This is a genomic window from Legionella sheltonii (genome assembly GCF_026191355.1).
Lineage (GTDB): Bacteria > Pseudomonadota > Gammaproteobacteria > Legionellales > Legionellaceae > Legionella > Legionella sheltonii.
Map to the genome: position 1 here is coordinate 46,286 of NZ_JAPHOQ010000002.1, position 23,285 is coordinate 69,570.

The window sequence follows — 23,285 nt, forward strand, 5'->3', positions numbered from 1 at the left end:
ATTAATTATCCACCTGATAGTTTGGTGCCTGTTTAGTAATGCTGACATCATGGACATGTGATTCTCTCATTCCTGCATTAGTCACTTGTACAAACTCAGCCTTAGTATGTAATTGTTCGATATTTTCACATCCTGTATAGCCCATGCAAGAACGCAAACCACCTAACAATTGGTGAATAATTGTTTGCGCCGATCCTTTATAAGGAACACGACCTTCAATTCCTTCTGGAACTAATTTTTCTGAGCCTAATGAGGCATCCTGGAAATAACGGTCACTGGAACCTTGTGATGAAGCCATGGCACCTATTGATCCCATACCTCGGTAATTCTTATAAGTTCTACCTTGATATAATTCAATTTCACCTGGTGATTCTTCTGTTCCCGCAAACATGCTTCCAAGCATTACAGTATCAGCACCTGCAGCAAGTGCTTTACAAACATCACCAGAAAAACGTATTCCACCATCTGCTATTACTGGAATTTTTCCTTTAAGTTCCTTTGCCACATTGGCGATGGCAGTAATTTGTGGAACCCCAACACCGGTTACGATCCGTGTGGTACAAATAGAGCCCGGGCCTATACCCACTTTTACGGCGTCCGCGCCTACAGTATATAAATCGCGAGCTGCAGCAGCTGTAGCTATATTTCCACCAATTACCTGTATTTCCGGATGGTGCTTCTTAATCCACTTAACACGATCAAGTACGCCTTGCGAATGTCCATGAGCCGTATCAACAACAAGGACATCAACACCAGCTTCAATCAATGCACTAATACGTTCATCAGTCCCCTCACCCACACCAACAGCTGCGCCAACACGTAATTGCTCCGCATCGTCTTTACACGCATAAGGATTTTCTTTAGCTTTCTGGATGTCTTTAACTGTAATTAACCCACGTAATTGAAAAGCATCGTTTACCACAAGCAGTTTTTCAATACGATGCTTGTGTAATAAACTACGTACTTCTTCGCGACTTGCCCCCTCTCTAACCGTTACTAATTGCGTCTTAGGTGTCATCACTTGTTCGACACTCAAAGACAAATTCGTTTCAAAACGAATATCACGACTTGTTACGATGCCAACTAAATCCTCTCCATCAACTACAGGAACCCCTGAAATATTATACTTAGACATTACATCCAGTAATTCTTTAACTGTGATATTAGGCGTCACAGTGATAGGATCCCTAACCATACCACTTTCAAACTTTTTCACTTTTCGAACTTCTTCAGCCTGTGCCGTAATGGTCATATTCTTATGAATAATACCAATACCACCTTCTTGAGCTAAGGCAATGGCTAAGCGCGCCTCAGTCACGGTATCCATGGCTGCTGATAAAAGAGGAATATTCAGGTTAATCGCACGAGTTAATTTTGTTCTCAAAGACACATCTTTAGGAAGTATTAAAGAGTGTGCAGGAACAAGAAGTACATCGTCAAAAGTTAATGATTGCTGCACAATAGAAAGCGCCATTTTATTCTCGCTATCAGGAGTTAAATTAACCGAATAGTTTACAATAAATTGTGGATAAATTAAACAGATAATTTACAATAAACATAATAATCCCTTATAATTATAAGACTTTTTAGCTGTTCCCATCAAAAATCCAGTGCCTTTATGCTTGAGTCCTAGTTTAACCTTTTTTAATCGATTATTGTTAAGCTAAAAGCACACGATGAAACGTAAAAAATAGATTAAAAATTATTTTTATCTCACTCAATTTTGGAAAATGTTTTTCCACAGATCACTCTTGCACTACTTGAATTATTAATCGATTAACGTGTACACTGTTGGTTAAATATTGTGTTGAATCAAAAAAAATAGGAAGGGTTCAGCGTTGGCTAAAATAATTGTAATTACATCTGGCAAAGGTGGAGTAGGAAAAACTACTTCTTCTGCGGCTATTTCTTCAGGACTTGCTCTATTAGGGCACAAAACTGTGGTTATTGACTTTGATATCGGCTTAAGAAACCTTGATATTATCATGGGCTGCGAACGACGAGTCGTTTATGATTTTATTAATGTCATAAATGGCGAAGCAAACCTCAATCAAGCTTTAATTAAAGACAAACGTATCCCAAACCTTTGTATCCTTCCTGCATCACAAACACGTGATAAAGATGCATTAACACTCGAAGGAGTTGAAAGAATCCTTAATGATCTTTCAAAGGATTTTGACTTTATTATTTGTGATTCGCCTGCTGGAATTGAAACAGGTGCATTAATGGCTATGTATTTTGCTGACCATGCAATCGTTGTAACGAATCCAGAAGTTTCTTCTGTACGCGATTCCGATCGGATACTAGGAATTCTTGCAAGTAAGACTAAAAGAGCTATTGAAAATAAATCACCAATTCAAGAACATTTATTATTAACACGTTATGACCCAGAACGTGTCGAGCGTGGTGACATGCTTTCAGTAACAGATGTAAAAGAAATATTGGCCATTCCATTAATTGGCGTTATTCCAGAATCAAAGTCAGTGCTTAAAGCGTCAAATACAGGTACACCCGTAGTTCTTGACGAAACAAGTGACGCAGGTATTGCATATCAAGATGCAATTGCCCGTTTTCTCGGCGAAGAGAGACCAATGCGCTTCATAAGTAGTGATCGTAAGGGATTATTGCGTCGCTTATTCAGTAAAAACAAGGAGGAAGTGACGGTATGAGTATTTTTAATTACTTGCGTAGAAGGACTGCTACAGCATCAGTTGCTAAAGAACGTTTACAGATAATCATTTCTCATGAACGCTCACAACGCAATACACCTGACTACCTACCAAAGCTTCAAGAAGAAATTCTCGCTGTTATTGCGAAATATGTCCATGTCACTCGAGATCAAGTCAGTGTGAATCTTGAACGCATGGGCGATAACTCAGTGCTTGAATTAAACATCACTATGCCAGATGAGGTTAAGGAAAACGCTTAAAGACTTTCAGAAAATGTTATTGAAACATGGAATAAGAGACATTATTCAGGGTCACGTTTACCGGAATAATAATCCATTCTAAATCATTAGTTTTGTTCCCTAAAACATAGAACTTTTTTAGGTTTTTCCTAAGTTGATACTGATCTCTTTTCGAAAACTTAGTTGTAGACTCATATTGGTTTACTTCGTTTTATATGATTAAACACTTCTTAACGCATACTCTTTGATTAACTTTACACTCTTTTAGAACTCCGCAGAAAAAAGCTGCAGTAGAATTGATGACTAAAGTCTATTGCTGCTTTGGCTGAACATAGGGTTTAGGTTGAGCGTTTGGCCCAGGATGAACATACGGTTTAGACTGAACAGATGGACTCGGTTGGACAGTTGGACCAGGTGGAACCATTGGACCATGATGGACTTTTGGACCGGGTTGAACAGCTGGACCGGGTTGAACAGCTGGACCAGGTTGAACCATTGGACCATGATGGACTTTTGGACCGGGTTGAACAGCTGGACCAGGTTGAACCATTGGACCATGATGGACTTTTGGACCATGTTGAACAGTTGGACCAGGCTGAACAGTTGGACCAGGCTGAACAGTTGGACCAGGCTGAACAGTTGGACCAGGCTGAACAGTTGGACCAGGCTGAACAGTTGGACCAGGCTGAACCATTGGACCAGGCTGAACCATTGGACCAGGCTGAACCATTGGACCAGGCTGAACCATTGGACCAGGCTGAACCATTGGACCAGGCTGAACCATTGGACCAGGCTGAACCATTGGACCATGATGGACTTTTGGACCATGATGGACTTTTGGACCGTGTTGAACAGCTGGACCAGGCTGAGCGGCTGGACTAGGATGAACTTTTGGGCCGGGTTGAACATTTATGCCAGGAGGAACATTTAGTCCAGGTTGAATATTTTGGGTTGGTTGAACATTTAGACCAGGCGTCGTTTTGGGATTCGGTGGATTCGGAACTAATTGCCCACCCGGAACTTGACCAGGTAATGGATGAACAGTTACTGGAGGTGATTGCTTTATGATACCTAATTTTCCAGTACTTATATTCTGAACTTCTGCTGGACTCAAAGGTCTGCCGCCATTTTTTAACAAAAACGCTTTTACTTCTGAGAAAGAAGGCGTTGCTGAAGGAGGCTGAGTTTTGGTTATGATTGGTCTTGATATTATTTGTGCTGGAGGTATCGCCTGTGTAAATCCCTTTCCTCCAAATAGACTAGCAGGTCGAGGCACAATAGGTGCGACATGAGTTTGCGCAGCATTAAAGAGAATATGATTAGGGATACGTGAGCGAAGATTATTTACTATTCTTGAATTAATAAAATCATCAGATGATATAACGGTTACTCCATTAGCAAGGTGTTCATTTCTATAATTAATTACCTTGTTTTGATTTTTATAAATATTATTAATGAACCTAGCATCAATAACGGTATTACTCAAATTGATCGCAGTAAAATATTCTCGACTAACGTGATAAGGAGGGATATAAGGTTCTCCTGGAGCTAAAGGAAACCAGCCAATACCATATCCACCATTTATCATTAATTGAGGGTTATTGCCGCCAATGAATACGGTTAATGCAGGTGCATACATAGGACGAGCACCTATAGGTCCAGGGACCCAACACCATCGATTCCTAACGAAAGCCCAACGACCATAGTGGAATGGTGCAAATCCCCAAGGTTGATTATCCACCCAAGTCCAGCCCCAAAGGCCTAGCCATATCCATTGACCATTTTGGTAAGGTGCCCAATCTGACTCCACATTATTAGGATACCACACGGGACCATATTGTTGATCTTCAGTCCATGAACCATAATTACCGAGATCTTCATAGCCTATAGTATCTGGTGAAATATATTGAGTAGAGACTGTTCCTGCCATTTTATCACGCTCTAAACTCCAGCTCTCAAAATCATCGTATGCTACACCCAGTGTAGTACATTGAAAATTATCTAAGTTAGTCCCTGTGGCACTGCATGAGTTACCCACACTAATCATCTTGGATGTACTTTCTCCGTAAGCTGTTCCCTGCCCCATTCTCACACTTACGGTAGTCATATTGTCTTCTGCTATGACATCGAAACGATAATATCCAGGCTCAGTAATTACAAAAGCTAAATTCGGCGTATCCACTTCATATGATTGTTGGGAATTGATTTTTTTGATACTTAAAACAAGAGTTCCCTGTTCGATTTGAAACTGCGCTATTTCATCATTTAAATTCAAAATTTTTAATGCTGTTTGACTTCCAACACGGACAGTGGCCCCAGACAGTTGCATTTCAGCAATAGAGCCTGTATCTGACCATAGTTGATCATTTGAAATTAAAGGTCGATTCAGAGTAACACCTACCCACTGTGATTCTCCTGCGGGTAAAAAACTCACAGTCCCGTTAATATAGCTTAGACGAGCAACTTGAGTGGGAGGATCTGCGAAGGTCATAGTCGATATGGATGCTAACAATACAAAACAACTCATCAATAGGGTCATCATGATCGTGTTCTTAACTGAACTTTTTTTCATGCTAACCTCCATATTTTTAAATCATTGCCAATATCAAGGAAAAATATTCTTTAGACTATAATCGCTTTGACTGAATGACTTTGTCTAAGTATAGACCAGAATAGCCTGAGTGCATCATATGAGTCTCCCTGCGCACCCAGACTAAACTATTTTTGAACTAGCAATGAACCCACATTGAATAATACAAAATTCAAAGTTAAATCATCTCTGACTCTATATCATCTTTATTCACAACAACTTTTTTGCTTCGAGCTGATTTTACTGATGATGGGCGTCGTAACTCCTCATCATCGAAATCATCTACTTTAATCACATCTTGTCGAGCCAATTCCGCTTCTTTTAATTGCTTGGCTTCTGCATCAGTTAGCAATCCACATACTAAAGCCTCATTGATCTGCTCAAGCAAGGTAAGTGACTTTAAAACATTATCTTTTACTGCTCTCATTACTTTTCTTTCTAACTCATCAGCAGCGCAAATTTTATGGAAAGCCTCCTCCATGCGACCCAAAGGACAATTCTCACCCGCTTTACTGTAAACCAAACGAGTTATACGTGAACGCGTTTCACCAGGTTCTATTAATATTCTAGCTAATTTATGACCTAGTTGATCATTCGGTTTGTTTCTTCGATTACCTAATGGTTTGATAATCAAGCGTAAAACGACTCGTGCCCAACGTGCTGGAAAATTCACAATAACACCATGCATTGCCATTTCACACTCATGCAATAATTGCTGACAACTCCACTCAACTAAAGGTAAATCGGCTTTAGGTTCACCATCGTCATGAAACCGTTTCAAGACTGCTGAAGTCAAATACAATGCACTCAACATATCGCCAAGACGAGAAGATAATTTTTCTTTACGCTTTAAGTTGCCACCCAGAACGCTCATCGAGAAATCTGCAAGAAAAGCCAAGTTAGCACTGTACTTATGCACGAGTTGATAGTAACGCTTCATACTACTCACTGGTGCTTTAGACATGTGTGCATCAGTCCAAGCAAAAATGACTGACTTAGTAAAATTAGCAATCACAAATCCAGCATGGGCAAAAAATGCCTTATCGAATTCAACCAAATTATTATTTCTTATACTTTCAAGTTCCTTAAACACATAAGGATGACATCGAATTGCTCCCTGGCCAAAAATAATTAAACTTCGAGTTAATATATTTGCACCTTCGACAGTAATGGCGATGGGAGATCCCTGATATCCTCTACCCAAGTAATTATTAGGACCGAGACAAATCCCTTTTCCACCATGAATATCCATCGCGTCAAGCGACACTTGTCTTGCACGTTCAGTAGTATGGTATTTTAATATAGCACCTACAACAGAAGGTTTGGCTCCGTTATCGATTGCAGCCGCAGCCATTGTTAATGCTGCATCAATGATATAAGTGTTCGCTGCAATCCGAGCTAAAGGTTCCTCAATTCCTTCAAACTTTCCTATTGGTTGGCTAAATTGTTTGCGAATGCGTGCATAAGCTCCAGAAGCTAAAGCAGCGGCTTGCGCACCTCCATTAGCACTCGAAGGTAAGGAAATTGCTCTCCCAGCACTCAAACACTCCATTAACATACGCCAACCACAGCCGGCCATGGAAACACCACCGATCAAGTAATCCATGGGAATAAATACGTCCTTACCTTGAGTCGGACCGTTTAAAAAGCCTGTATTCAGAGGGAAATGACGGCGGCCCTTTGTAATACCAGGGGTATTTGCTGGTATCAACGCACAACTTATACCTACATCTTCACCTTTACCCAACAAATTATCTGGATCAAATAATCTGAATGCTAACCCGATTACAGTAGCTGCTGGGCATAAGGTAATGTAACGCTTATCCCAATTTAACCGAATACCTAATACTTTTTGACCATTAATTTCTTGATGACATACTACGCCTTTGTCTGGTATCGATGCGGCATCAGAGCCAGCATTAGGTCCTGTCAAAGCAAAGCAGGGGATTTCCCGTCCATCAGCCAATCGTGGCAAATAGTAATTTTTTTGTTCTTCAGTTCCATATTTAAGTAATAACTCTCCTGGACCTAAAGAATTGGGTACAGATATAGTTGTAGCCGCTGTAATTGAACGGCCATAAATTTTTACTAAAACTGACATTTGCGCAGTAGCAGAGAATTCCAGACCACCATATTGCTTAGGAATAATCATACCCAAGAACCGATTGTCTTTGATAAATTGCCAAATTTCTGGAGGCAAATCGGTAAGATTATGAGTAATGTTCCAATCATCAATCATTGCACATAAGGTGTTTACAGGGCCATCAAGGAAAGCTTGCTCTTCCTCCGTCAAGCGGACTGTAGGTGCGTTTCTCAGTATGGAAAAGTCCGGGGCTCCGCTAAATAAATCACCTTCCCAACTTACAGTACCCGCCTCTAGTGCCTCTCTTTCAGTCGCAGACATAGCTGGCATGGCTTTACTTACGGTTTTAAAAAAATATTTGGATAATAAGGTTCGTCTTAAAGGTCTTATCGCGCCTGCAATTAAAGCGAGCTCAACTAAAATAAGAATGATTTTTGTTGTTAAACCAGGAGAGCCATAATAGAAAACAAGAGCACTAAATAAACCAAAGCTAATAGCCCACACTGAAATTGCTGCCTGCCTTGTTAGCAATATCCCTGCAGCCCCAATGACTATGAGCACTAAAATAGCGTGTAGCACATTATTCTCCTTAATTTTGGGCCTTCTGGCCACAAGTACTAAAGTGTGTTAACAATTCTACTCTACTTCAGCTTAGCGAATTGTAAACAGACTCAATTTAAGTTTAAACCAGACACAATTTTTATAATTTGCTTTGCCACAACTTCAGGGTGCTCCATGGGAAATAAATGGGTCCCATTAGTTTTATAACTTGTTACATTAAAATACTTTTCCATGTAACGCACATCCATTTTACCAACCACAGTAGTTTTGTCACCATAAATTAGTGCCGACGGAATTAATAATTTACCTTCATAATTTGGAATGACATGTGGAATGGTTCGATAAATCTGATATTCAATATGCCTATCAAAGCGTAAATAATATCCATCCTCTTTATACTCTAAACCGTAGGTAATGTAATCATCTAAGCAGGCATCCGTAAAGGTTTTAAATAAGTCTCGTGTTTTTAAATAGTCAATTAATTGATCATGATTTTTCCAATACATACGACGACCTCGAGTTCTAAATGCCGGCGTAACCCGATCAATGATGCCAAGTGCTTTTGCCAAACGAACCATACTTGATTTGAAAGTTCCGATTAAAGGTGAGTCCAACATAATGACCGCTTTAAATAATTCGGGTTGTTCAATTGCTGCCAATAAGCTTAAAATTCCTCCCAAAGAATGGCCTACTGCAATTACAGGTTGATTAGCCTGCTTTTTAATACTGAAAATGACTTCGGAAACAAGATTGTGCCAGTTTTCGCTCACAGGAAATAAAGGATTATGGCCAAGTCTGTCGATGTAACAATAATCGAATTCATTCTCGAGGCTATCCAACATTTGTTTATAACATAAAGCTGGAAAGCCATTTCCATGCGCAAAATGAATCATCTCTTTCATAAAGTCACCATTTGCATTGCTACCAGTAGAAATCCCTAGAAATAATCCAGAATCCCCAACCTAAGTGTGTTGACAATTCACCTTCCGCCTACGTGTAGCCTGCTTGCCCACAGCTTCAAGTAGATGGTCAAATTAAAGCCCCCTCCATTCCTAACTCATTGATAAATGGAACAAACTAATAATATAACGATTCTTATAGCAAGTAAAAACGAGTTTGCAATGCTTAGACTTATGCCCAATGAACCGTCACGGTTCAAGTTGAAAAAAATTGGCTACAACTTATGTTTTATACGCTTAATCTTAGTATAGTAGTTGAAGTAATGTTATATCGCATACGTATGACTGTATATGCCGAGACTGATTGGCAGATTTTGAAAGACAGAATGCAACTACCCAAAAACTCAACCGCTGTCGTCCAGGCAACAATTTTTTAAAGCCTTTGTTCAAGAAGACATCTGGGATAGAAATTTTTGAGACGAGATTTATTCTGACAGATATCTTTTTAAAAGAGTACCTGTCAGAGTAAAGTTGCTGTTAGGATAAAGAGAGCGCGGAAACATTATTATCGGGATTATCATGGGTGTTATGTGGTGTTGGGTTTTGGTTATTATTAAATATTCTGGCTCTTAATTCCGCTTTAAATTCTTCTTTCAAAGGATGAATAACCACACTTCCTTCTTGATCTATAAACTGTGCAATTTCTTGTGCTCTTGCCCCAGGGCTATATTTAATCATCATACTTACTTCCCTTTGGTCAAGATAAGCCTCATCCATTGTGTCTTTACGCCCTGTTAAAAGAGAATGCACTTTAGTTTGATCACGAATAGATTGATCTTGAGCTTTTGAAAAAAATCCTATTTTGTTATTTGTTTGACAATAAATCTTCATTTTTATCCTCACTGAATAAAATTTAAACTCTTATAATAACACACTGGCATTCTATTGAAAAGCGATGCAGATCTAAAACTCATCAATATGGTTTAGTTTTGATTAATTATCGTACCGTACAACATGACAATTAAATAGCGAAGAAATAGGACTGCTTGCAGATCCTTAACTAAATCATCTTAAATCTGTTCAAAATTATATCGAAATTAACAATGCCTTAATAATTGATATGTAAAATAAAAAGACAGTAGTTAATTAAAACAAACAATATTGATTACTGCCCATGTCGATTTTTATTAATTTTACTTATTTAAATCACGATCTAATCAAAAACAAATATTGTTGTACGCGGAGACAAAATAATGGGTTTTTCTGAAATTTTTAAAGAAAATTTAAGGAAAGAACAACGCTTAAAGGGATTTGACAAGCCATCCTTTTATGAAGTTTTGGAGCTGCTTGATAAAAATAAAAAGATATGTGAAGAGAAAGGATATTCGCCAGAGTCAAAAGAAGCCCTCGATTTAATGAAATTCAACATTTTCGTTAAAGAGATGGCCCAATTGAAGTCCATATCTCGTTTTGAAATGTGGAATGTTACTGTCACTCCTCCCAACTCCCTAAAGGGAGAAACTAATTTCTCATATCAATTTTGTTCTGCTCCACCAGATTGTACGAGAATATTTTTTTCATATGACCCCAAGGGTGAGCCTCAACTTAAAATTGCTGACCCTTGTGTTGTGTTGAATCCCGATCTAGAGAGCGTTTATGCATTTTATGGTGACAAGGAGAATACTCTTGTCAAACAAAAAAATATTACTCTTGGATCCACTATAAAATCACTGAATGAAATGCATATCCAGCGCGTTGGTTTATTAGGATTTGCACGAAATTTCCCCGATCATTTGGAAGAAAAAGAAGTAACACAAAAAGGACCTGAAGAAAGAAAAACCAAGTTGATGTATCAACAACGCGCCTCTTATGCCGCTCGAGCTATTGACGGTGTTATCGAAGAGCTTGAAAACAAAAAATTAGCCTTTACTACAGTAAATGGAGGTTGGTCTGGGCAAAAGCAAACACCAAGAGAAGTTGGCATGACTTATATGGGACATTTATATGGATTAATCCATGATCATGATACCCATTCTGGCGGTGGATTTTTCCCTCCCATCACCGTGATGCCGGAGGGAGGAAGTACCGACGCAGTCACCATGCATTCCCGGACTAAACATTTCCTTCTCAACGATAGCGATCCGGTCAAAACGGAAGAGTGTCATGGCTCTCGCACTCAATTCATTGTTGAAAATGTAGACTGGGGACAAGACTCTCCATATTTAGCGAGCATGTGTACTTCGATGGTAGTAATTGAACCTGCTGGACGTTGGACACAAATTGAAATGTTAAATGGCTTAGAGAGAGGAATCCCAGTAGTTATTATTGCTTCACCTGAAAATTATGACGAAAAATGGTTACCTGATAATACCGTCGACAAATTGTATGAAGGATTAACCAAAGGAGAAAAATATATAACGATTCCATTTCCAACCAGTCAAGATCCTAAAGCGGTAGTAAGAGCATACCGCGATCCTGCTGATGCTGCTAAATGGATTGCTTGGCGCTATGAGGTGGATCATTTTCATGATAAAGAAAGCAGTGATTTTTTTAAAAATGAGACAATTCAGAAAGCAATTTTAAATAATTTTAAAAAATTAGATAAAGCGGCTTCTCTCGATGATGTTGTTAATTTTATTCTTGATGGTACAGAAGCGAGTGAAAAAGTTACTAAGAGTTTACGCCAACGTATTGAGGGTATGGAGATTGGAGTAGCTATAAAAAGTATTAAATCCCTGCTGTCGCCTGATTTGGAAGTAGGAAGCACAAAAAAATCTGTTTTCACCAGCGGTGTCCCATTTTTTAGGTGTGGAACCCAGGCTCACATTCTCACTGAAGAGCTGGATATCAAAGAAGTGGATGTTGCGCACACATGGAAAAATCCTTTGGGCACTACTCAATAGGTACCAAAAAGCTCGCTGACTCATACTTTGATTCAGCGAGCTTATTTTATTTAATTTAATCTAATTTGCATCTGTTTTAGAAATGTTTCAAAGAATTTTTTATAATTTATAAATTTATAAGATGCCTACTTTCTGCACGCAGGGCATGAAGAGCAAAACTGTAATAAGCAATAAGTAATGCAAATAAAATGAATCCTGATCCCTGAAAAATTGAATTGAGTGTGAGCATTATAAGTAGCAGTAATAACATAGGAGTTCCTGCAACAATTAACAGCCGGGTTGATTGAAAAAAGCTCACATTAAAAGAGAAGAATATAGTTGAAAAGACTTGCCCTAAAAATGCCAACACTAAGAAAAAAACAATAAAAATTGAGAAGAATATTGCGACAACCATAGGATAAATCATCAATTGTGAAAAATATTTTAATTCTTTAATCGAGTTTTCTTCTGCAAGTTTTTTACCATCAAATACCAGGTTCGTCCCCTTATCAAAGGTTTGAACTAAAGGAGCGCCTTTACTGGGTTTTGAATCCGTCATATTAAACAATTTAAGACTTGGGACTTTAAGAGAAATTTTGTTTTTATTAATCAAAATCGTAAGGTAAGGATAATCTGCGGGGAAATCATTAATTTTTCCTGTAGTATCAATAATAACAACGACTTCTCCTTGATCATTCTTAATCAAATAAGGCATGGGCTTATCAAAAGAAACCTCTCCATTTTGTATATAAAAAACAGGAATTTTTGATAAAGGATCAGTGATTTGCTCTTTAAAAGATTGATTCAGACTGAAGCTCATTCTTAATGAAAATGGAATGGAACATAAGGCTATGGTCAATAAGAGATAAAGAAGAGCAAGTCCCCGCCAACGTTTTCCAACATCAATATACAGACGCCGTGAATAGAAAGACATATACAATGCAGACCAATAACCATAGACCGGGGTATCAATTGGTTTTAGTTTGTTTTTTTCTTTACGCACGCCATTCTCCAATACGTTTTCCAGAAGTACGATGAAAAAGATGTAATTTAATTTTAGGAAACTCAACACTGAGTTGTCCACTCGTTAGTAATTGATCCGCTGTGACGCGCAAATTAAGACGCTGACCATTTTTGACACATGTTGCATGGATCAATTTGTCAGCCCCCATATCATCTATAAATTCAATATGGATGGGGATCCCTTGTGAATTATTTTCAGGACAAAGCAAAATATGCTCGGCACGAATGGCCAAAACCAACTCATCTTTATCTTCAAGTTCAAGAGCCAACTCAGGTATTGAAAAATTAACTCCCAAATCCGTGTGCACGGTATTACTGCTTTTATCGAAGATTCCAGAAACCATGTTCATAGGATATTGTCCTGTAAATCCGGCCACGAATAAAGTTGCCGGATTTTGATAGAGCTCTTGGGGAGTACCTATTTGTTCAACAATACCTTGATGAAGTACGATAACACGTTCAGCCATAGTCATTGCTTCAGTTTGATCGTGTGTGACATATAAACTGGTCGTGTTTAATTGTTGATGCAACCGGCGAATTTCATGGCGCATTTCGGTACGCAATTTTGCATCCAGATTGGATAAAGGCTCATCAAATAAAAAAACTGCCGGGGAACGAACCATAGCTCTGCCCATTGCAACTCGCTGCTTTTGTCCCCCTGAAAGTGCCTGCGGTTTACGTTCCAAATAAGGGGTTAAATGCAACAGTTGGGCTGCTTCATCTACCCTTTTTTTAATTTCTGCTTTCTTATAACGTCTCATTTTTAACCCATAAGCCATATTTTCAAATACCGTCATATGGGGATATAGAGCATAGTTTTGAAAAACCATAGCCATGTCTCTTTTGGCGGCGGGTATTTCATTGACGCATTGATTATTGATTAAAATTGAGCCTGAACTTACATTATCCAAACCAGCAATTAAACGTAATAAAGTAGTTTTTCCGCATCCGGAGGGCCCAACAATAACTACAAACTCCCCCTTTTTGATGCTAACATTTACTTTATCCAGAACTGTTGAAAACCCAACAGTCTTCGATACTTCAATAAGATTAACTGTTGCCATACTTATTTTAACCCTTTTTCAAACCAGCGCTGCATGAACATGACCACCATACAAGGTGGAATTAGAGCAATCAATGCAACCGTCATAATGTAATGCCATTGTGGGACTTGATCTGCTACTCCAGCTAAATATCGAATACCCATAACCACTGTAGCCATTTTTGTTTCTGTAGTAATCACTAACGGCCAGAGATACTGATTCCAACCATATACAAATAAAATAACAAATAAAGAGGCAATTTGCGGTTTTGATAATGGCAAAACAATATCAAAAAAGAAGCGTACAGCTCCCGCTCCATCTAATTTTGCCGCATCAACAAGTTCGGAGGGTATGGTTTTAAAAAACTGACGAAATAAAAAAGTTCCTGTAGCGGACACAAATAAAGGTAAGGTCAATCCAGTAAATGAATTGAGTAGTCCAAAAGAAGCAACAACCTGAAAGGTAGGCACAATCCTAACCTCTATGGGCAACATCATCGTTGTGAAAATCATGGCAAAACATAATTTTTTAAATGGAAAATCAAAATAAACCAAAGCAAACGCTGAGCCTAAAGCAAAAATAATCTTACCTAATGCAATGGCCATCGCCATAAAAAAACTGTTCAACAACATGGAAGTAATAGGCTCACCTCCAGTAACTGCTAAGCCCTCCGTCATTACTGCCTTCAAATTTTTAAATAATAAAGTACCCGGAACCATAGGAATATGAGATTGCATCATGACACTGCCTTCATTACTGGCAGCAACTAGTGCCAAATAAACAGGCAACATCATCAAAATAACAAAAAAACATAAAAATCCATGTGATAAAATACGAGCGAAATATAATTTCATGCGTAATGGACCTTTTTTTCGAGGTATTTAAATTGCACTAATGAAACAATAATAACAATAATCATTAAGAGTACCGATTGTGCAGATGAACTTCCTAAATCCATTCCTTCAAATCCATCCTGATATACTTTATAAATCAAATTAGTTGTACTATTGCCTGGACCGCCATGGGTCATTACTTGAATAATCCCAAAAGTATCAAAAAACCCATACATCAAGTTCATAATCATCAAGAAAAAAGTAGTTGGCGATAAAAGTGGGACAATGATTTGCCAAAAACGTTGCCACCCAGAAGCCCCATCGATAATTGCCGCATCAATTAATGATGAAGGAATTGCTTTAAGTGCTGCGAGATAAAATAGAAAATTATAGCTGAATTGCTGCCAAGTTGCGGTAAAGATCACCACCGCGAATGCATGTTTTACATTATTTACATAATCAAAATTAATTCCAAGCGACTGCAAAAAATGCGTCAGCCATCCTAATGTTGGATGACATAAAAAACGCCATAAAATTGCTGCTACTGCAGGGGCAACTGCATAAGGCCAAATCAATAAAGATTTGTATACCCCTTGCGTCCGGCCTCTATTATTCACTAATATGGCGATAAGGAGACCTAAGCTCATGGTGAAGAACGTTACGCTAAAAGCGATAATGAAGGTCACTCCAATTGCTTTGCTGTAGCTCGGATCAAAAAAAAGATCCAAAAAATTGGATAGTCCTGCAAATTTTTTATGTAGGCCAAACGCATCGGTATAAAAAAAAGATTGCAATAATGCATTACATGCAGGCCAAATAAAAAACATCAGGGTAACAATTAGCTGAGGAACGATAAAAAGCCAAGCACAAAGACGTTGATGATTAAATTTAGCCATTGCCCAACATAAAAGAGGGTCTGTGTAAGCATTATATAGCTCTGGTTGTTTAAGTAAAGTGGTAAAAAGTGGCTTGTGTGATATGTAGTCTGCTGTAACATTAGGTATCTGAGATTTTGCCATCCCCGATTGCTACGCGGGATCTCCCATTGTAATAATGTAGTACAGCATGGAGATCACTCGTTGATGAATGGTCTGCTTTGCTTTACCCAGGCCAAATTATTTATTTAATTTAAGGATAAAATTTTGCGCTACGTACACATAGAAAACCCCGGTCCTCACAATCGATTGGTTATCGAAAAAGGCCCAACCCCTGAATACAGCGACTCACAAATTTTAGTGCGTGTAAAAGCAACTGCTATAAATCGGGCAGACATCATGCAACGTTATGGTAAATACCCCCCACCTGCCGGAGAGTCTGATATTCTGGGTTTGGAAGTTGCTGGAGAAGTAATTGAAGTGGGCGCAAAGGTTAACCAATTTAAGCCAGGTGATAAAGTTTATGGATTGGTTGGAAGTGGCGCTTATGCAGAGTTATGCCCCGTCGAAGCCTCATTAGCTCAGCACATCCCGGAAACTTGGGATTATACACTTGCTGCAGCACTTCCTGAGGCATTGATGACTGTGTATGCTACTTTATTTGATTTAGGGATGTTGGAATCAGGGCAAACGTTGCTGATTCATGGTGCAGGAAGTGGTATCGCCTCGTTAGCAATTCAAATGGCAAAATTGATTGGTGCACACGTCATTACGACGGTAGGAACTGATAACAAATTGGATAAGGCAATTAAACTTGGTGCCGATCAAGTCATAAATTATCAAAAACAGGATTTCGAGGATTTAATTGAAGATCACAGCGTTGATTTGATTGTTGATTTTATAGGCGGCGATTACTTTAATAAACACTTACACTTGTTGAAGCCTAAAAGTAAACTTATCCAGATCGCTTGCCTTAAAGGAAGTAGCGTAGAATGCAACCTTGCATTGATTATGCGAAAAAGATTACAAATTTTTGGCTTTGTTCTCCGTTCTCAATCGATTGGGGAAAAAAGCAAATTATGGACTGAAGCTCATAAAGCTTGGGCAAATCATCTGAGATCAAAAAAACTAACCCCTATCATTGATTCGGAATTTAAATTAGAACAAATTGAAGAGGCACATCAACACCTGCAATCTGGGGTGCATTTTGGGAAAATTGTTGTTCATGTAGATTGATTTTTTAAGCCGGGTCATCCCGACTTTATCGAGGGATCTCCACGAGATAGTACCATGTTACAGTAGAAGATCTTTCACAATATCGAGATAACGAGTTGCACAAAAAAAGGAGGCTGGGCTGTTAAGCCCAGTGTTTCACAACATCCAGTATTCTTTGATAGTAAAAATTAATACAACACACTTTTTACTTGTGTCTTCAATGATTCTCAGTGAACACGATCACCTAAAGAAAACCTACTTTGATGCCATCTTCTTTGCATCCAAACGAAGAGTACGATTTAATAATTGCTCATAGATAGGTCCATTCGGAGTAAGTTGCAGCACAATCGTTGCGGTAATGCAGGCCATCATCACTGGGAAAATTAAATAATAATTATGAGTCATTTCTACCACCAACACAGCTCCAGTTATTGGAGAACGCGTGGATGACGCAAAAAGAGCAGCCATTCCTGCAACAGCAAACATCCCGGGTTGGGTTAAAAAATCAATATGTAACCATTCTAAAATATGGAATATAGCTAAACCTAGAATCGTACCTAAAGAAAGGATAGGAGCAAAAATTCCTCCAGGAACAGATGTCCCATAGCACACCATAGTTCCTATAAATCGTGCCACTAAAAGAAAACACAAAAAACCAAACCCAGGGGACATGGTTAATGCTTGGTGGATGATATTCATACCCCCACCAACTGACTCAGGATGATATACTGCTAAGAAGCCAATCAAAAATCCTACCGTCAGGACGTAATATGATTTTTGTCTTGAACTCAATTTATCCAAGAGTGTTAGAGTACCCATTAAAGAGAGATTAAATAAAAGTCCTACAAACCCTACCACAATACCAAACAAAGCAAATAACCATAATGAATCAAGATGAGGGAACTCAAAGACATTCATTGGAATCGTTGGCTGGGGCCCTATTATCAAATCAAGAATGACCGTAGCTGTAATGCAACAAATCACTACCATACTGAAACTGGTAAAAGAATAGTTGAATTGGTTACGCATCTCTTCCATAACAAAAATAACACCCGCTAAAGGAGCATTAAAAGCAACAGCTAAGCCTGCAGCAGCGCCAGCAGCAATCAAACTATCCTTTCTTCGTCGAGACAGGTTAAACAAGCTGCCGAGCATTTCTCCTAAACTTCCACCGATATGAATCGTAGGTCCTTCCCGGCCCAAGATCATCTTTGCTGAAAGTACCAAAATTCCAAAAAAGAACTTTACAGGTAATAACCGCCGCCAAAGTATGGTTTTTAAATGAAGCAAGGTACCCTCAATCTCTGGAACACCACTTCCTGATGCTTGAGGAGCATACTGCTTTACAGCAAAATAAGCAGCATAAACCAGAACCATCGATACCAATCCAGAAATAAAACCTGCTGGCCATCCATGCACACTAAGAAAATGAAAAAATTTATCGAATAAATTACTTAGTACATCGATTGACAATCGAAATGTAGAACCTACAAGACCTACGACAATACCTAGGACAAAAGATACCGTATAGAGTATCAATATCTTACTGCGCATGGTCTTAAACCATCCCCATCAAATTAGTAATAATTTTTAATCCAGCCTGATTAACTAAAGACAATATGGTTTCAGGATGAAATTGAACAGCATGAATGGGTAATTGTTGATGTGAAATAGCCATCACCACGCCGTCATCGCTCATCGCTGTAATCTTCAATTCTTTTGGTACTGCATTCAAACGCGCATACAGTGAATGATACCTTCCTGCTCTGAAACTATCTCCTAAGCTCGAAAACAACTCCGGTTCGCCAACTACATTTATGATTGATGGCTTACCGTGCATAGGATATTCTAAAACATCCAAAACACCACCAAAGTACTCAACAATTCCTTGTAAACCCAAGCATACTCCGAATAATGGAATCCCCTTAGAAATAGCCATAGCAATTGTTTGAGATAGATTAAAATCACTTGGTTTACCTGGCCCTGGAGATAAAACCACAAGATCATATTTTTGATTTTGCAAATAATGCAACGCTTTATCAAAACGAATTGTACTGACTTCCGCTCCAGTTTGACGGAGATAATTTGCCAAAGTATGTACAAACGAATCCTGATGATCAATAAGTAAAACGTGTTTTCCTTTTCCAGTTAAAGGCAAATGCGTTATCTTGCGATCAATATCGGATTCACGTTTTTGTAACATATCTAAAAAAGCAGATGCTTTTAAGCGCGTCTCCTGCTCTTCTGATTCGGGTACTGAATCATAAAGCAAAGTAGCACCTACACGAATTTCGGCAACTCCGTTTTCAATACGCACGGTTCTCAAAACCAAACCCGTATTTAAATTTCCATTAAAGCCAAACCAGCCTACAGCTCCGGCATACCACTTGCGGGGGGATTTTTCATGCTCTTCAATAAAATTAAGAGCCCAAATTTTAGGAGCACCAGTTACAGTAACAACCCACATATGGGTTAAAAAAGCGTCTACGGCATCAAAGTCTTCTCTTAGAATACCTTCAACATGATCTACGGTATGAATCACTCGCGAATACATTTCAATTTGTCTGCGACCGATCACCTTCACTGAACCTGCTTCACAAATACGTGATTTATCGTTTCTATCTACATCGGTACACATAGTTAATTCAGATTCTTCTTTTTTTGATTCAAGTAACGTCTGAATGTTTTCTGCATCCTCTATAGCATCGGCACCCCGTTTAATGGTTCCAGAAATTGGACACGTCTCTACCCTTTTTCCTTGAACTCTTACATACATCTCTGGAGATGCGCCAACCAGATATTCGTCATCACCCAAATTAATAAAAAAACCATATGGTGAAGGATTCAAACGACGCATTTGTTTGAATAGAAGAGAAGGTTGATCCTGATAATGGGTATAAAATGTTTGACTTGGTACTACTTCAAACAAATCACCACAAGCAAAACGCTCCTTGGCTTTAGCTACAACCTGTGCATATTCTCCTGGCATATGATCACACGCCTTTTCAGGTTTATTCGGTGATTGGTAGGTTACCGAAACCCCTTCCCTCGCCAAGGACTTTGTAGATTGGCCTTGATATTGAAAATCATAACGTCGAATAAAGGCTTCTTCTTTACGATGGTTCACTACATAAATTTCATCGGGCAAATAAAGCACCATATCTCTTTGCGAAAGCTCTCTTTTTTTATGTTTCTGTAACTCTTCAAATTGAAAAATCAAATCGAAACCAAAAGCACCATATAATCCCAAATAAGGTTCATCTTCGACTTTAAAAAAAGCCAGAATGAGCCGAATCACAGTAAATGCCGAAGGTTGCTGACTTCGCTCCTCCTCACTGAATACTTCTTCGGAATTTTTAATTTTAATTTGCAGCAAAGTATGACTTTGTGCCAGAATTTCTAAACTTTTTTCATGTGCTAATAATGGCATAATGAAGGTTAATAGCGTCTTACCGCGTTGGTTTAGTGCATCAATTTGAATTAAATTCTGCCTGCAAATAAAAGCCAACGGTGGATTATAAAAACCTATATCCCAACAGGTGTAACGCCCGGGGTATTCAAAACTTGACGCAAATAAAGCGCCTCTTTGTGAATCCAAATGTTCAAGAAGATTTTCTATACCTTGCTGATAATCCAGTGGCGTCTGAAAACACTCTAACTCCACACCCCCTTGGGTTTTATAATGTTGCAACATGAATGACTAACTCAATAGAAAAATTATGGTGTGCCCCTCATTCTACTTTAAAAATAAGCTTCTGCAAGAAGCTCGTGGCCTGGATGATATGTAGCCATTATCCTTCCCTTCTCCTCTAGGGGAGAAGGTGCCCGTTACGGCGGATGAGGGTACCCTCACCCCTGCCCCTCTCCCTCAAGTGGCAGAGGGGGATAATTTCATAATCACCATCCTGCACCCAGGCCGCAAATTAAGATTCACTTTTCATAATCTCTTCAAGCAAACAATTCTTATCAATGGCCGCCTGAACCCACAAACCCACCTGATGATGAGCATCCCTAAAAGGGATTCCTTTCAATACTAAAGATTCTAATATTGCTGTCGCATTGAGATAACCACTATTGGCTTTTTGTGCCATTAATTTTGTATTGAATTGAACGCTATGCAGGAAAGGTGTGATGATTTCCAAACAAGCCCCCAATGTATTGACTGTATCAAACAAGCACTCTTTATCTTCTTGCATGTCCTTGTTATAAGCCAGCGGCAACCCCTTCATTACAGTTAGAATTCCCATTAAATGTCCAAACACTCGTCCACTTTTACCTCTAATTAACTCCAAAACATCTGGATTTTTCTTATTAGGCATTAAAGAGGAACCCGTAGCAAAAGCATCATCCAGGGTTATAAAACCAAATTCTTGAGTCGCCCAAAGAATTAAATCTTCTGCAAGACGTGATAAATGCATCATCATAATTGAGGCAACAGAACAAAATTCAATGATAAAATCTCGATCGCTCACGGCATCCAGTGTATTCTCAATTACCCCGCTAAAACCCAAAGTTTGTGCCACCCAAATCCGGTCCAATGGCAAAGTACTTCCTGCTAAAGCACCGGCTCCTAAAGGAGAACAATTCATTCGTGTATGCCAATCACGCAAGCGCTCTAAGTCTCGTTGAAACATTGCCCGGTAGGCAGCAAAAAACTGTCCTAAATAAATGGGTTGAGCTTGTTGTAAATGGGTATAACCTGGAATTTTATCATTGGCATGGGTAGTCGCCAATTCATCCAAAGCCTGATTTAAATGTTGCAAAAGTGTATTAATGTGCAACCCGGCATCACGAGAATACAGCCTTAAATCCAGAGCAACCTGATCATTACGACTGCGACCTGTGTGAAGTTTTTTACCTACGTCACCAATTTTGGCGATGAGTAATTGTTCCACAAACATATGAATGTCTTCACAAGACTCATCAAATTGATGAATCCCTTGCTTTATTTCATGACTTATTTCATCAAGTCCACTGCAGATCAAATCTGCCTCATTGTCTGAAATAAGTCCTTGACGTGCTAACATTTTTGCATGTGCTTGACTGCCCACAATATCGTGGAGATAAAGCACCTTATCAAAAGCCAAAGAAGCATTAAAATGCATGACTTTAGGATCGAGCTCCTTCTTGAATCGCCCTCCCCAAGTTTTATGGGCCATCATTGACCTCCTTTATGTACCTTGCCATACACTTGTGCCGACAAAGAAAATAAATTAATAAATCCTTCAGCATCCTGTTGATTATAAACACCATCTTCTTCGAATGTCGCTAAGGCAGGATCATGTAAACTAAATGGAGAATACATTCCATAAGGAATTATATTCCCTTTAAATAACTGCACACTTACAGTTCCAGTCATATGTTGTTGCGTCACATCAATCAATGCATCCAACGCATGCTTGGCTTGAGAAAACCATCGTCCTTCATAAACAAGATTGGCATAAGTTTGTTGTAAAGACTGTTTTAAATGCAAAGTGGATCGATCAAGACATAAACTTTCAAGCATTTGATGCGCCTTGTATAAAACTGCGGCTGCAGGTGCTTCATATATTCCTCTGATTTTCATGCCTACTAATCGATTTTCAACAAGATCAGCCACTCCAATTCCATGAGAACCAGCAATTTGATTTAATTGTCTGAGCAATTCGACCGAAGACATTTTTGTAGCATTCAATGCAATAGGCACCCCTTTTTCAAACTCAATACTCACTAACTCTGGATTATCAGGTGTTTGTTCCAAAGAAGCTGTCATTAATAATAAATCATCGGGTCTAGGTTGTCCTGGATCTTCCAACACACCGCCCTCATGGGAAATATACCAAAGGTTATGATCGCGTGAATAAGGTGATTTTGGGGTAACGGGTACTTCTATCCCATGTAATTTGGCATACTCAATTGCCTGTTGTCTTGACTTAATCTTCCATGTTCTCCATGGAGCAATAATTTTAAGTTCTGGAGCCAAGGCTTTTACCGTATATTCAAAACGCACCTGATCATTACCTTTTCCAGTTGCTCCATGAGCAACAGCTTCTGCATTTTCCTCCAATGCAATTTCAACCATTTTTTTTGCAATCAATGGCCGTGAAATGGTCCCTAAAATATATTGATTTTCATAAAGCGCTCCCGCTTTAACTAATCGCCACAGATAGTCGCTAACAAATTCATCTTGAACATTCATTACATAGACTTTTGAGGCTCCGCTTTTTTTTGCTTTTTCCTTAATCGCTGTCAAGTCTTCATTTTGTCCTAAATCACACACCATAGCGATGATTTCAGCCTGTTGGTAATGCTCTTTAAGCCATGGAATCATTACGGAAGTATCCAATCCCCCTGAATAAGCAAGGACAATTTTTTTAATCGATTCATTCATGGG

At 38.8% G+C, this 23,285-nt stretch carries 17 protein-coding genes; 4 read left to right on the plus strand and 13 right to left on the minus strand.

Annotated elements, in window-relative coordinates:
* Nucleotide 1 precedes the first annotated feature (1 nt).
* Nucleotides 2-1,474, minus strand: a complete 1,473-nt coding sequence (guaB, locus tag OQJ26_RS02225) for an IMP dehydrogenase (RefSeq protein WP_265702269.1) — start codon at nucleotides 1,472-1,474, stop codon at nucleotides 2-4.
* A 364-nt stretch (nucleotides 1,475-1,838) separates the two neighbouring features.
* Here guaB and minD point away from each other — a divergent pair, with 364 nt between their 5' ends.
* Both minD and minE read left to right on the plus strand, forming a co-directional pair.
* A complete protein-coding gene (gene minD, locus OQJ26_RS02230; protein ID WP_265702270.1) occupies nucleotides 1,839-2,669 on the plus strand; it encodes a septum site-determining protein MinD in 831 nt (276 codons plus the stop codon).
* Nucleotides 2,666-2,929 carry a cell division topological specificity factor MinE gene (gene minE, locus OQJ26_RS02235; protein WP_028381812.1) on the plus strand — a complete coding sequence of 88 codons (264 nt, stop codon included), beginning with the start codon at nucleotides 2,666-2,668 and terminating at the stop codon, nucleotides 2,927-2,929. Before minD ends, minE begins: the two co-directional genes overlap by 4 nt.
* Before the next feature lie 289 nt (nucleotides 2,930-3,218).
* On the opposite strand, the gene OQJ26_RS02240 is transcribed toward minE, so the two are convergent.
* The 4 genes from OQJ26_RS02240 to OQJ26_RS02255 all read right to left on the minus strand — a co-directional run bounded on the left by OQJ26_RS02240 (nucleotide 3,219) and on the right by OQJ26_RS02255 (nucleotide 9,932).
* Nucleotides 3,219-5,480 carry a DUF6600 domain-containing protein gene (locus OQJ26_RS02240; RefSeq protein WP_265702272.1) on the minus strand — a complete coding sequence of 754 codons (2,262 nt, stop codon included), beginning with the start codon at nucleotides 5,478-5,480 and terminating at the stop codon, nucleotides 3,219-3,221.
* A 196-nt stretch (nucleotides 5,481-5,676) separates the two neighbouring features.
* Entirely contained in the window at nucleotides 5,677-8,160 is a 2,484-nt protein-coding gene (locus OQJ26_RS02245; protein ID WP_265702274.1) for an acyl-CoA dehydrogenase, read from the minus strand.
* A 92-nt stretch (nucleotides 8,161-8,252) separates the two neighbouring features.
* Entirely contained in the window at nucleotides 8,253-9,044 is a 792-nt protein-coding gene (locus OQJ26_RS02250) for an alpha/beta fold hydrolase (protein ID WP_265702275.1), read from the minus strand.
* A 534-nt stretch (nucleotides 9,045-9,578) separates the two neighbouring features.
* Complete coding sequence (locus OQJ26_RS02255) at nucleotides 9,579-9,932, minus strand: hypothetical protein (RefSeq protein WP_265702276.1); 354 nt, start codon at nucleotides 9,930-9,932, stop codon at nucleotides 9,579-9,581.
* A 362-nt stretch (nucleotides 9,933-10,294) separates the two neighbouring features.
* On the opposite strand from OQJ26_RS02255, the gene OQJ26_RS02260 reads away from it, so the two are divergent.
* On the plus strand, nucleotides 10,295-11,944 hold the full coding sequence (locus OQJ26_RS02260) for a hypothetical protein (protein ID WP_265702277.1): 1,650 nt from the start codon (nucleotides 10,295-10,297) through the stop codon (nucleotides 11,942-11,944).
* Nucleotides 11,945-12,050: 106 nt separating this feature from the next.
* Here the strand turns inward: OQJ26_RS02260 and OQJ26_RS02265 are convergent, their stop codons facing one another.
* The 4 genes from OQJ26_RS02265 to OQJ26_RS02280 are packed head-to-tail and all read right to left on the minus strand — an operon-like array spanning nucleotide 12,051 to nucleotide 15,718.
* The gene (locus OQJ26_RS02265; RefSeq protein ID WP_265702279.1) at nucleotides 12,051-12,926 is read right to left on the minus strand and encodes a DUF1189 family protein; all 876 of its coding nucleotides are present in this window, start codon (nucleotides 12,924-12,926) and stop codon (nucleotides 12,051-12,053) included.
* Entirely contained in the window at nucleotides 12,919-14,010 is a 1,092-nt protein-coding gene (locus tag OQJ26_RS02270) for an ABC transporter ATP-binding protein (protein WP_265702280.1), read from the minus strand. The genes OQJ26_RS02265 and OQJ26_RS02270 overlap by 8 nt, the downstream gene beginning before the upstream one ends.
* Before the next feature lie 2 nt (nucleotides 14,011-14,012).
* On the minus strand, nucleotides 14,013-14,843 hold the full coding sequence (ugpE, locus tag OQJ26_RS02275) for a sn-glycerol-3-phosphate ABC transporter permease UgpE (protein ID WP_265702281.1): 831 nt from the start codon (nucleotides 14,841-14,843) through the stop codon (nucleotides 14,013-14,015).
* A complete protein-coding gene (locus tag OQJ26_RS02280; RefSeq protein WP_265702282.1) occupies nucleotides 14,840-15,718 on the minus strand; it encodes a carbohydrate ABC transporter permease in 879 nt (292 codons plus the stop codon). Before OQJ26_RS02280 ends, ugpE begins: the two co-directional genes overlap by 4 nt.
* A gap of 246 nt (nucleotides 15,719-15,964) precedes the next feature.
* Between OQJ26_RS02280 and OQJ26_RS02285 the strand changes: the two genes are divergently transcribed.
* The gene (locus tag OQJ26_RS02285; RefSeq protein ID WP_265702283.1) at nucleotides 15,965-16,933 is read left to right on the plus strand and encodes an NAD(P)H-quinone oxidoreductase; all 969 of its coding nucleotides are present in this window, start codon (nucleotides 15,965-15,967) and stop codon (nucleotides 16,931-16,933) included.
* 234 nt (nucleotides 16,934-17,167) lie between these two features.
* Here the strand turns inward: OQJ26_RS02285 and clcA are convergent, their stop codons facing one another.
* From clcA to OQJ26_RS02305, 4 genes are all read right to left on the minus strand, one after another.
* Nucleotides 17,168-18,466 carry a H(+)/Cl(-) exchange transporter ClcA gene (gene clcA, locus OQJ26_RS02290; protein ID WP_265702284.1) on the minus strand — a complete coding sequence of 433 codons (1,299 nt, stop codon included), beginning with the start codon at nucleotides 18,464-18,466 and terminating at the stop codon, nucleotides 17,168-17,170.
* Between the two features lie 4 nt (nucleotides 18,467-18,470).
* The gene (locus OQJ26_RS02295; RefSeq protein ID WP_265702286.1) at nucleotides 18,471-20,606 is read right to left on the minus strand and encodes an anthranilate synthase component I; all 2,136 of its coding nucleotides are present in this window, start codon (nucleotides 20,604-20,606) and stop codon (nucleotides 18,471-18,473) included.
* Between the two features lie 229 nt (nucleotides 20,607-20,835).
* Nucleotides 20,836-22,071, minus strand: coding sequence for an argininosuccinate lyase (gene argH / locus OQJ26_RS02300; RefSeq protein ID WP_265702626.1), 1,236 nt, complete (start codon nucleotides 22,069-22,071; stop codon nucleotides 20,836-20,838).
* Nucleotides 22,071-23,282, minus strand: coding sequence for an argininosuccinate synthase (locus OQJ26_RS02305; RefSeq protein WP_265702287.1), 1,212 nt, complete (start codon nucleotides 23,280-23,282; stop codon nucleotides 22,071-22,073). Before OQJ26_RS02305 ends, argH begins: the two co-directional genes overlap by 1 nt.
* Nucleotides 23,283-23,285: the final 3 nt, after the last annotated feature.

What these genes read in the sequence shown, in the direction of transcription:
- OQJ26_RS02260 (WP_265702277.1), top strand. Translation starts at nt 10,295, where the DNA reads ATGGGTTTTTCTGAAATTTTTAAAGAAAATTTAAGGAAAGAACAACGC.
- ugpE (WP_265702281.1), bottom strand. Translation starts at nt 14,843, where the DNA reads ATGAAATTATATTTCGCTCGTATTTTATCACATGGATTTTTATGTTTT.
- argH (WP_265702626.1), bottom strand. Translation starts at nt 22,071, where the DNA reads ATGGCCCATAAAACTTGGGGAGGGCGATTCAAGAAGGAGCTCGATCCT.
- OQJ26_RS02305 (WP_265702287.1), bottom strand. Translation starts at nt 23,282, where the DNA reads ATGAATGAATCGATTAAAAAAATTGTCCTTGCTTATTCAGGGGGATTG.
- OQJ26_RS02255 (WP_265702276.1), bottom strand. Translation starts at nt 9,932, where the DNA reads ATGAAGATTTATTGTCAAACAAATAACAAAATAGGATTTTTTTCAAAA.
- clcA (WP_265702284.1), bottom strand. Translation starts at nt 18,466, where the DNA reads ATGCGCAGTAAGATATTGATACTCTATACGGTATCTTTTGTCCTAGGT.
- guaB (WP_265702269.1), bottom strand. Translation starts at nt 1,474, where the DNA reads ATGGCGCTTTCTATTGTGCAGCAATCATTAACTTTTGACGATGTACTT.
- minE (WP_028381812.1), top strand. Translation starts at nt 2,666, where the DNA reads ATGAGTATTTTTAATTACTTGCGTAGAAGGACTGCTACAGCATCAGTT.
- OQJ26_RS02280 (WP_265702282.1), bottom strand. Translation starts at nt 15,718, where the DNA reads ATGGCTAAATTTAATCATCAACGTCTTTGTGCTTGGCTTTTTATCGTT.
- OQJ26_RS02270 (WP_265702280.1), bottom strand. Translation starts at nt 14,010, where the DNA reads ATGGCAACAGTTAATCTTATTGAAGTATCGAAGACTGTTGGGTTTTCA.
- OQJ26_RS02250 (WP_265702275.1), bottom strand. Translation starts at nt 9,044, where the DNA reads ATGAAAGAGATGATTCATTTTGCGCATGGAAATGGCTTTCCAGCTTTA.
- OQJ26_RS02240 (WP_265702272.1), bottom strand. Translation starts at nt 5,480, where the DNA reads ATGAAAAAAAGTTCAGTTAAGAACACGATCATGATGACCCTATTGATG.
- OQJ26_RS02295 (WP_265702286.1), bottom strand. Translation starts at nt 20,606, where the DNA reads ATGTTGCAACATTATAAAACCCAAGGGGGTGTGGAGTTAGAGTGTTTT.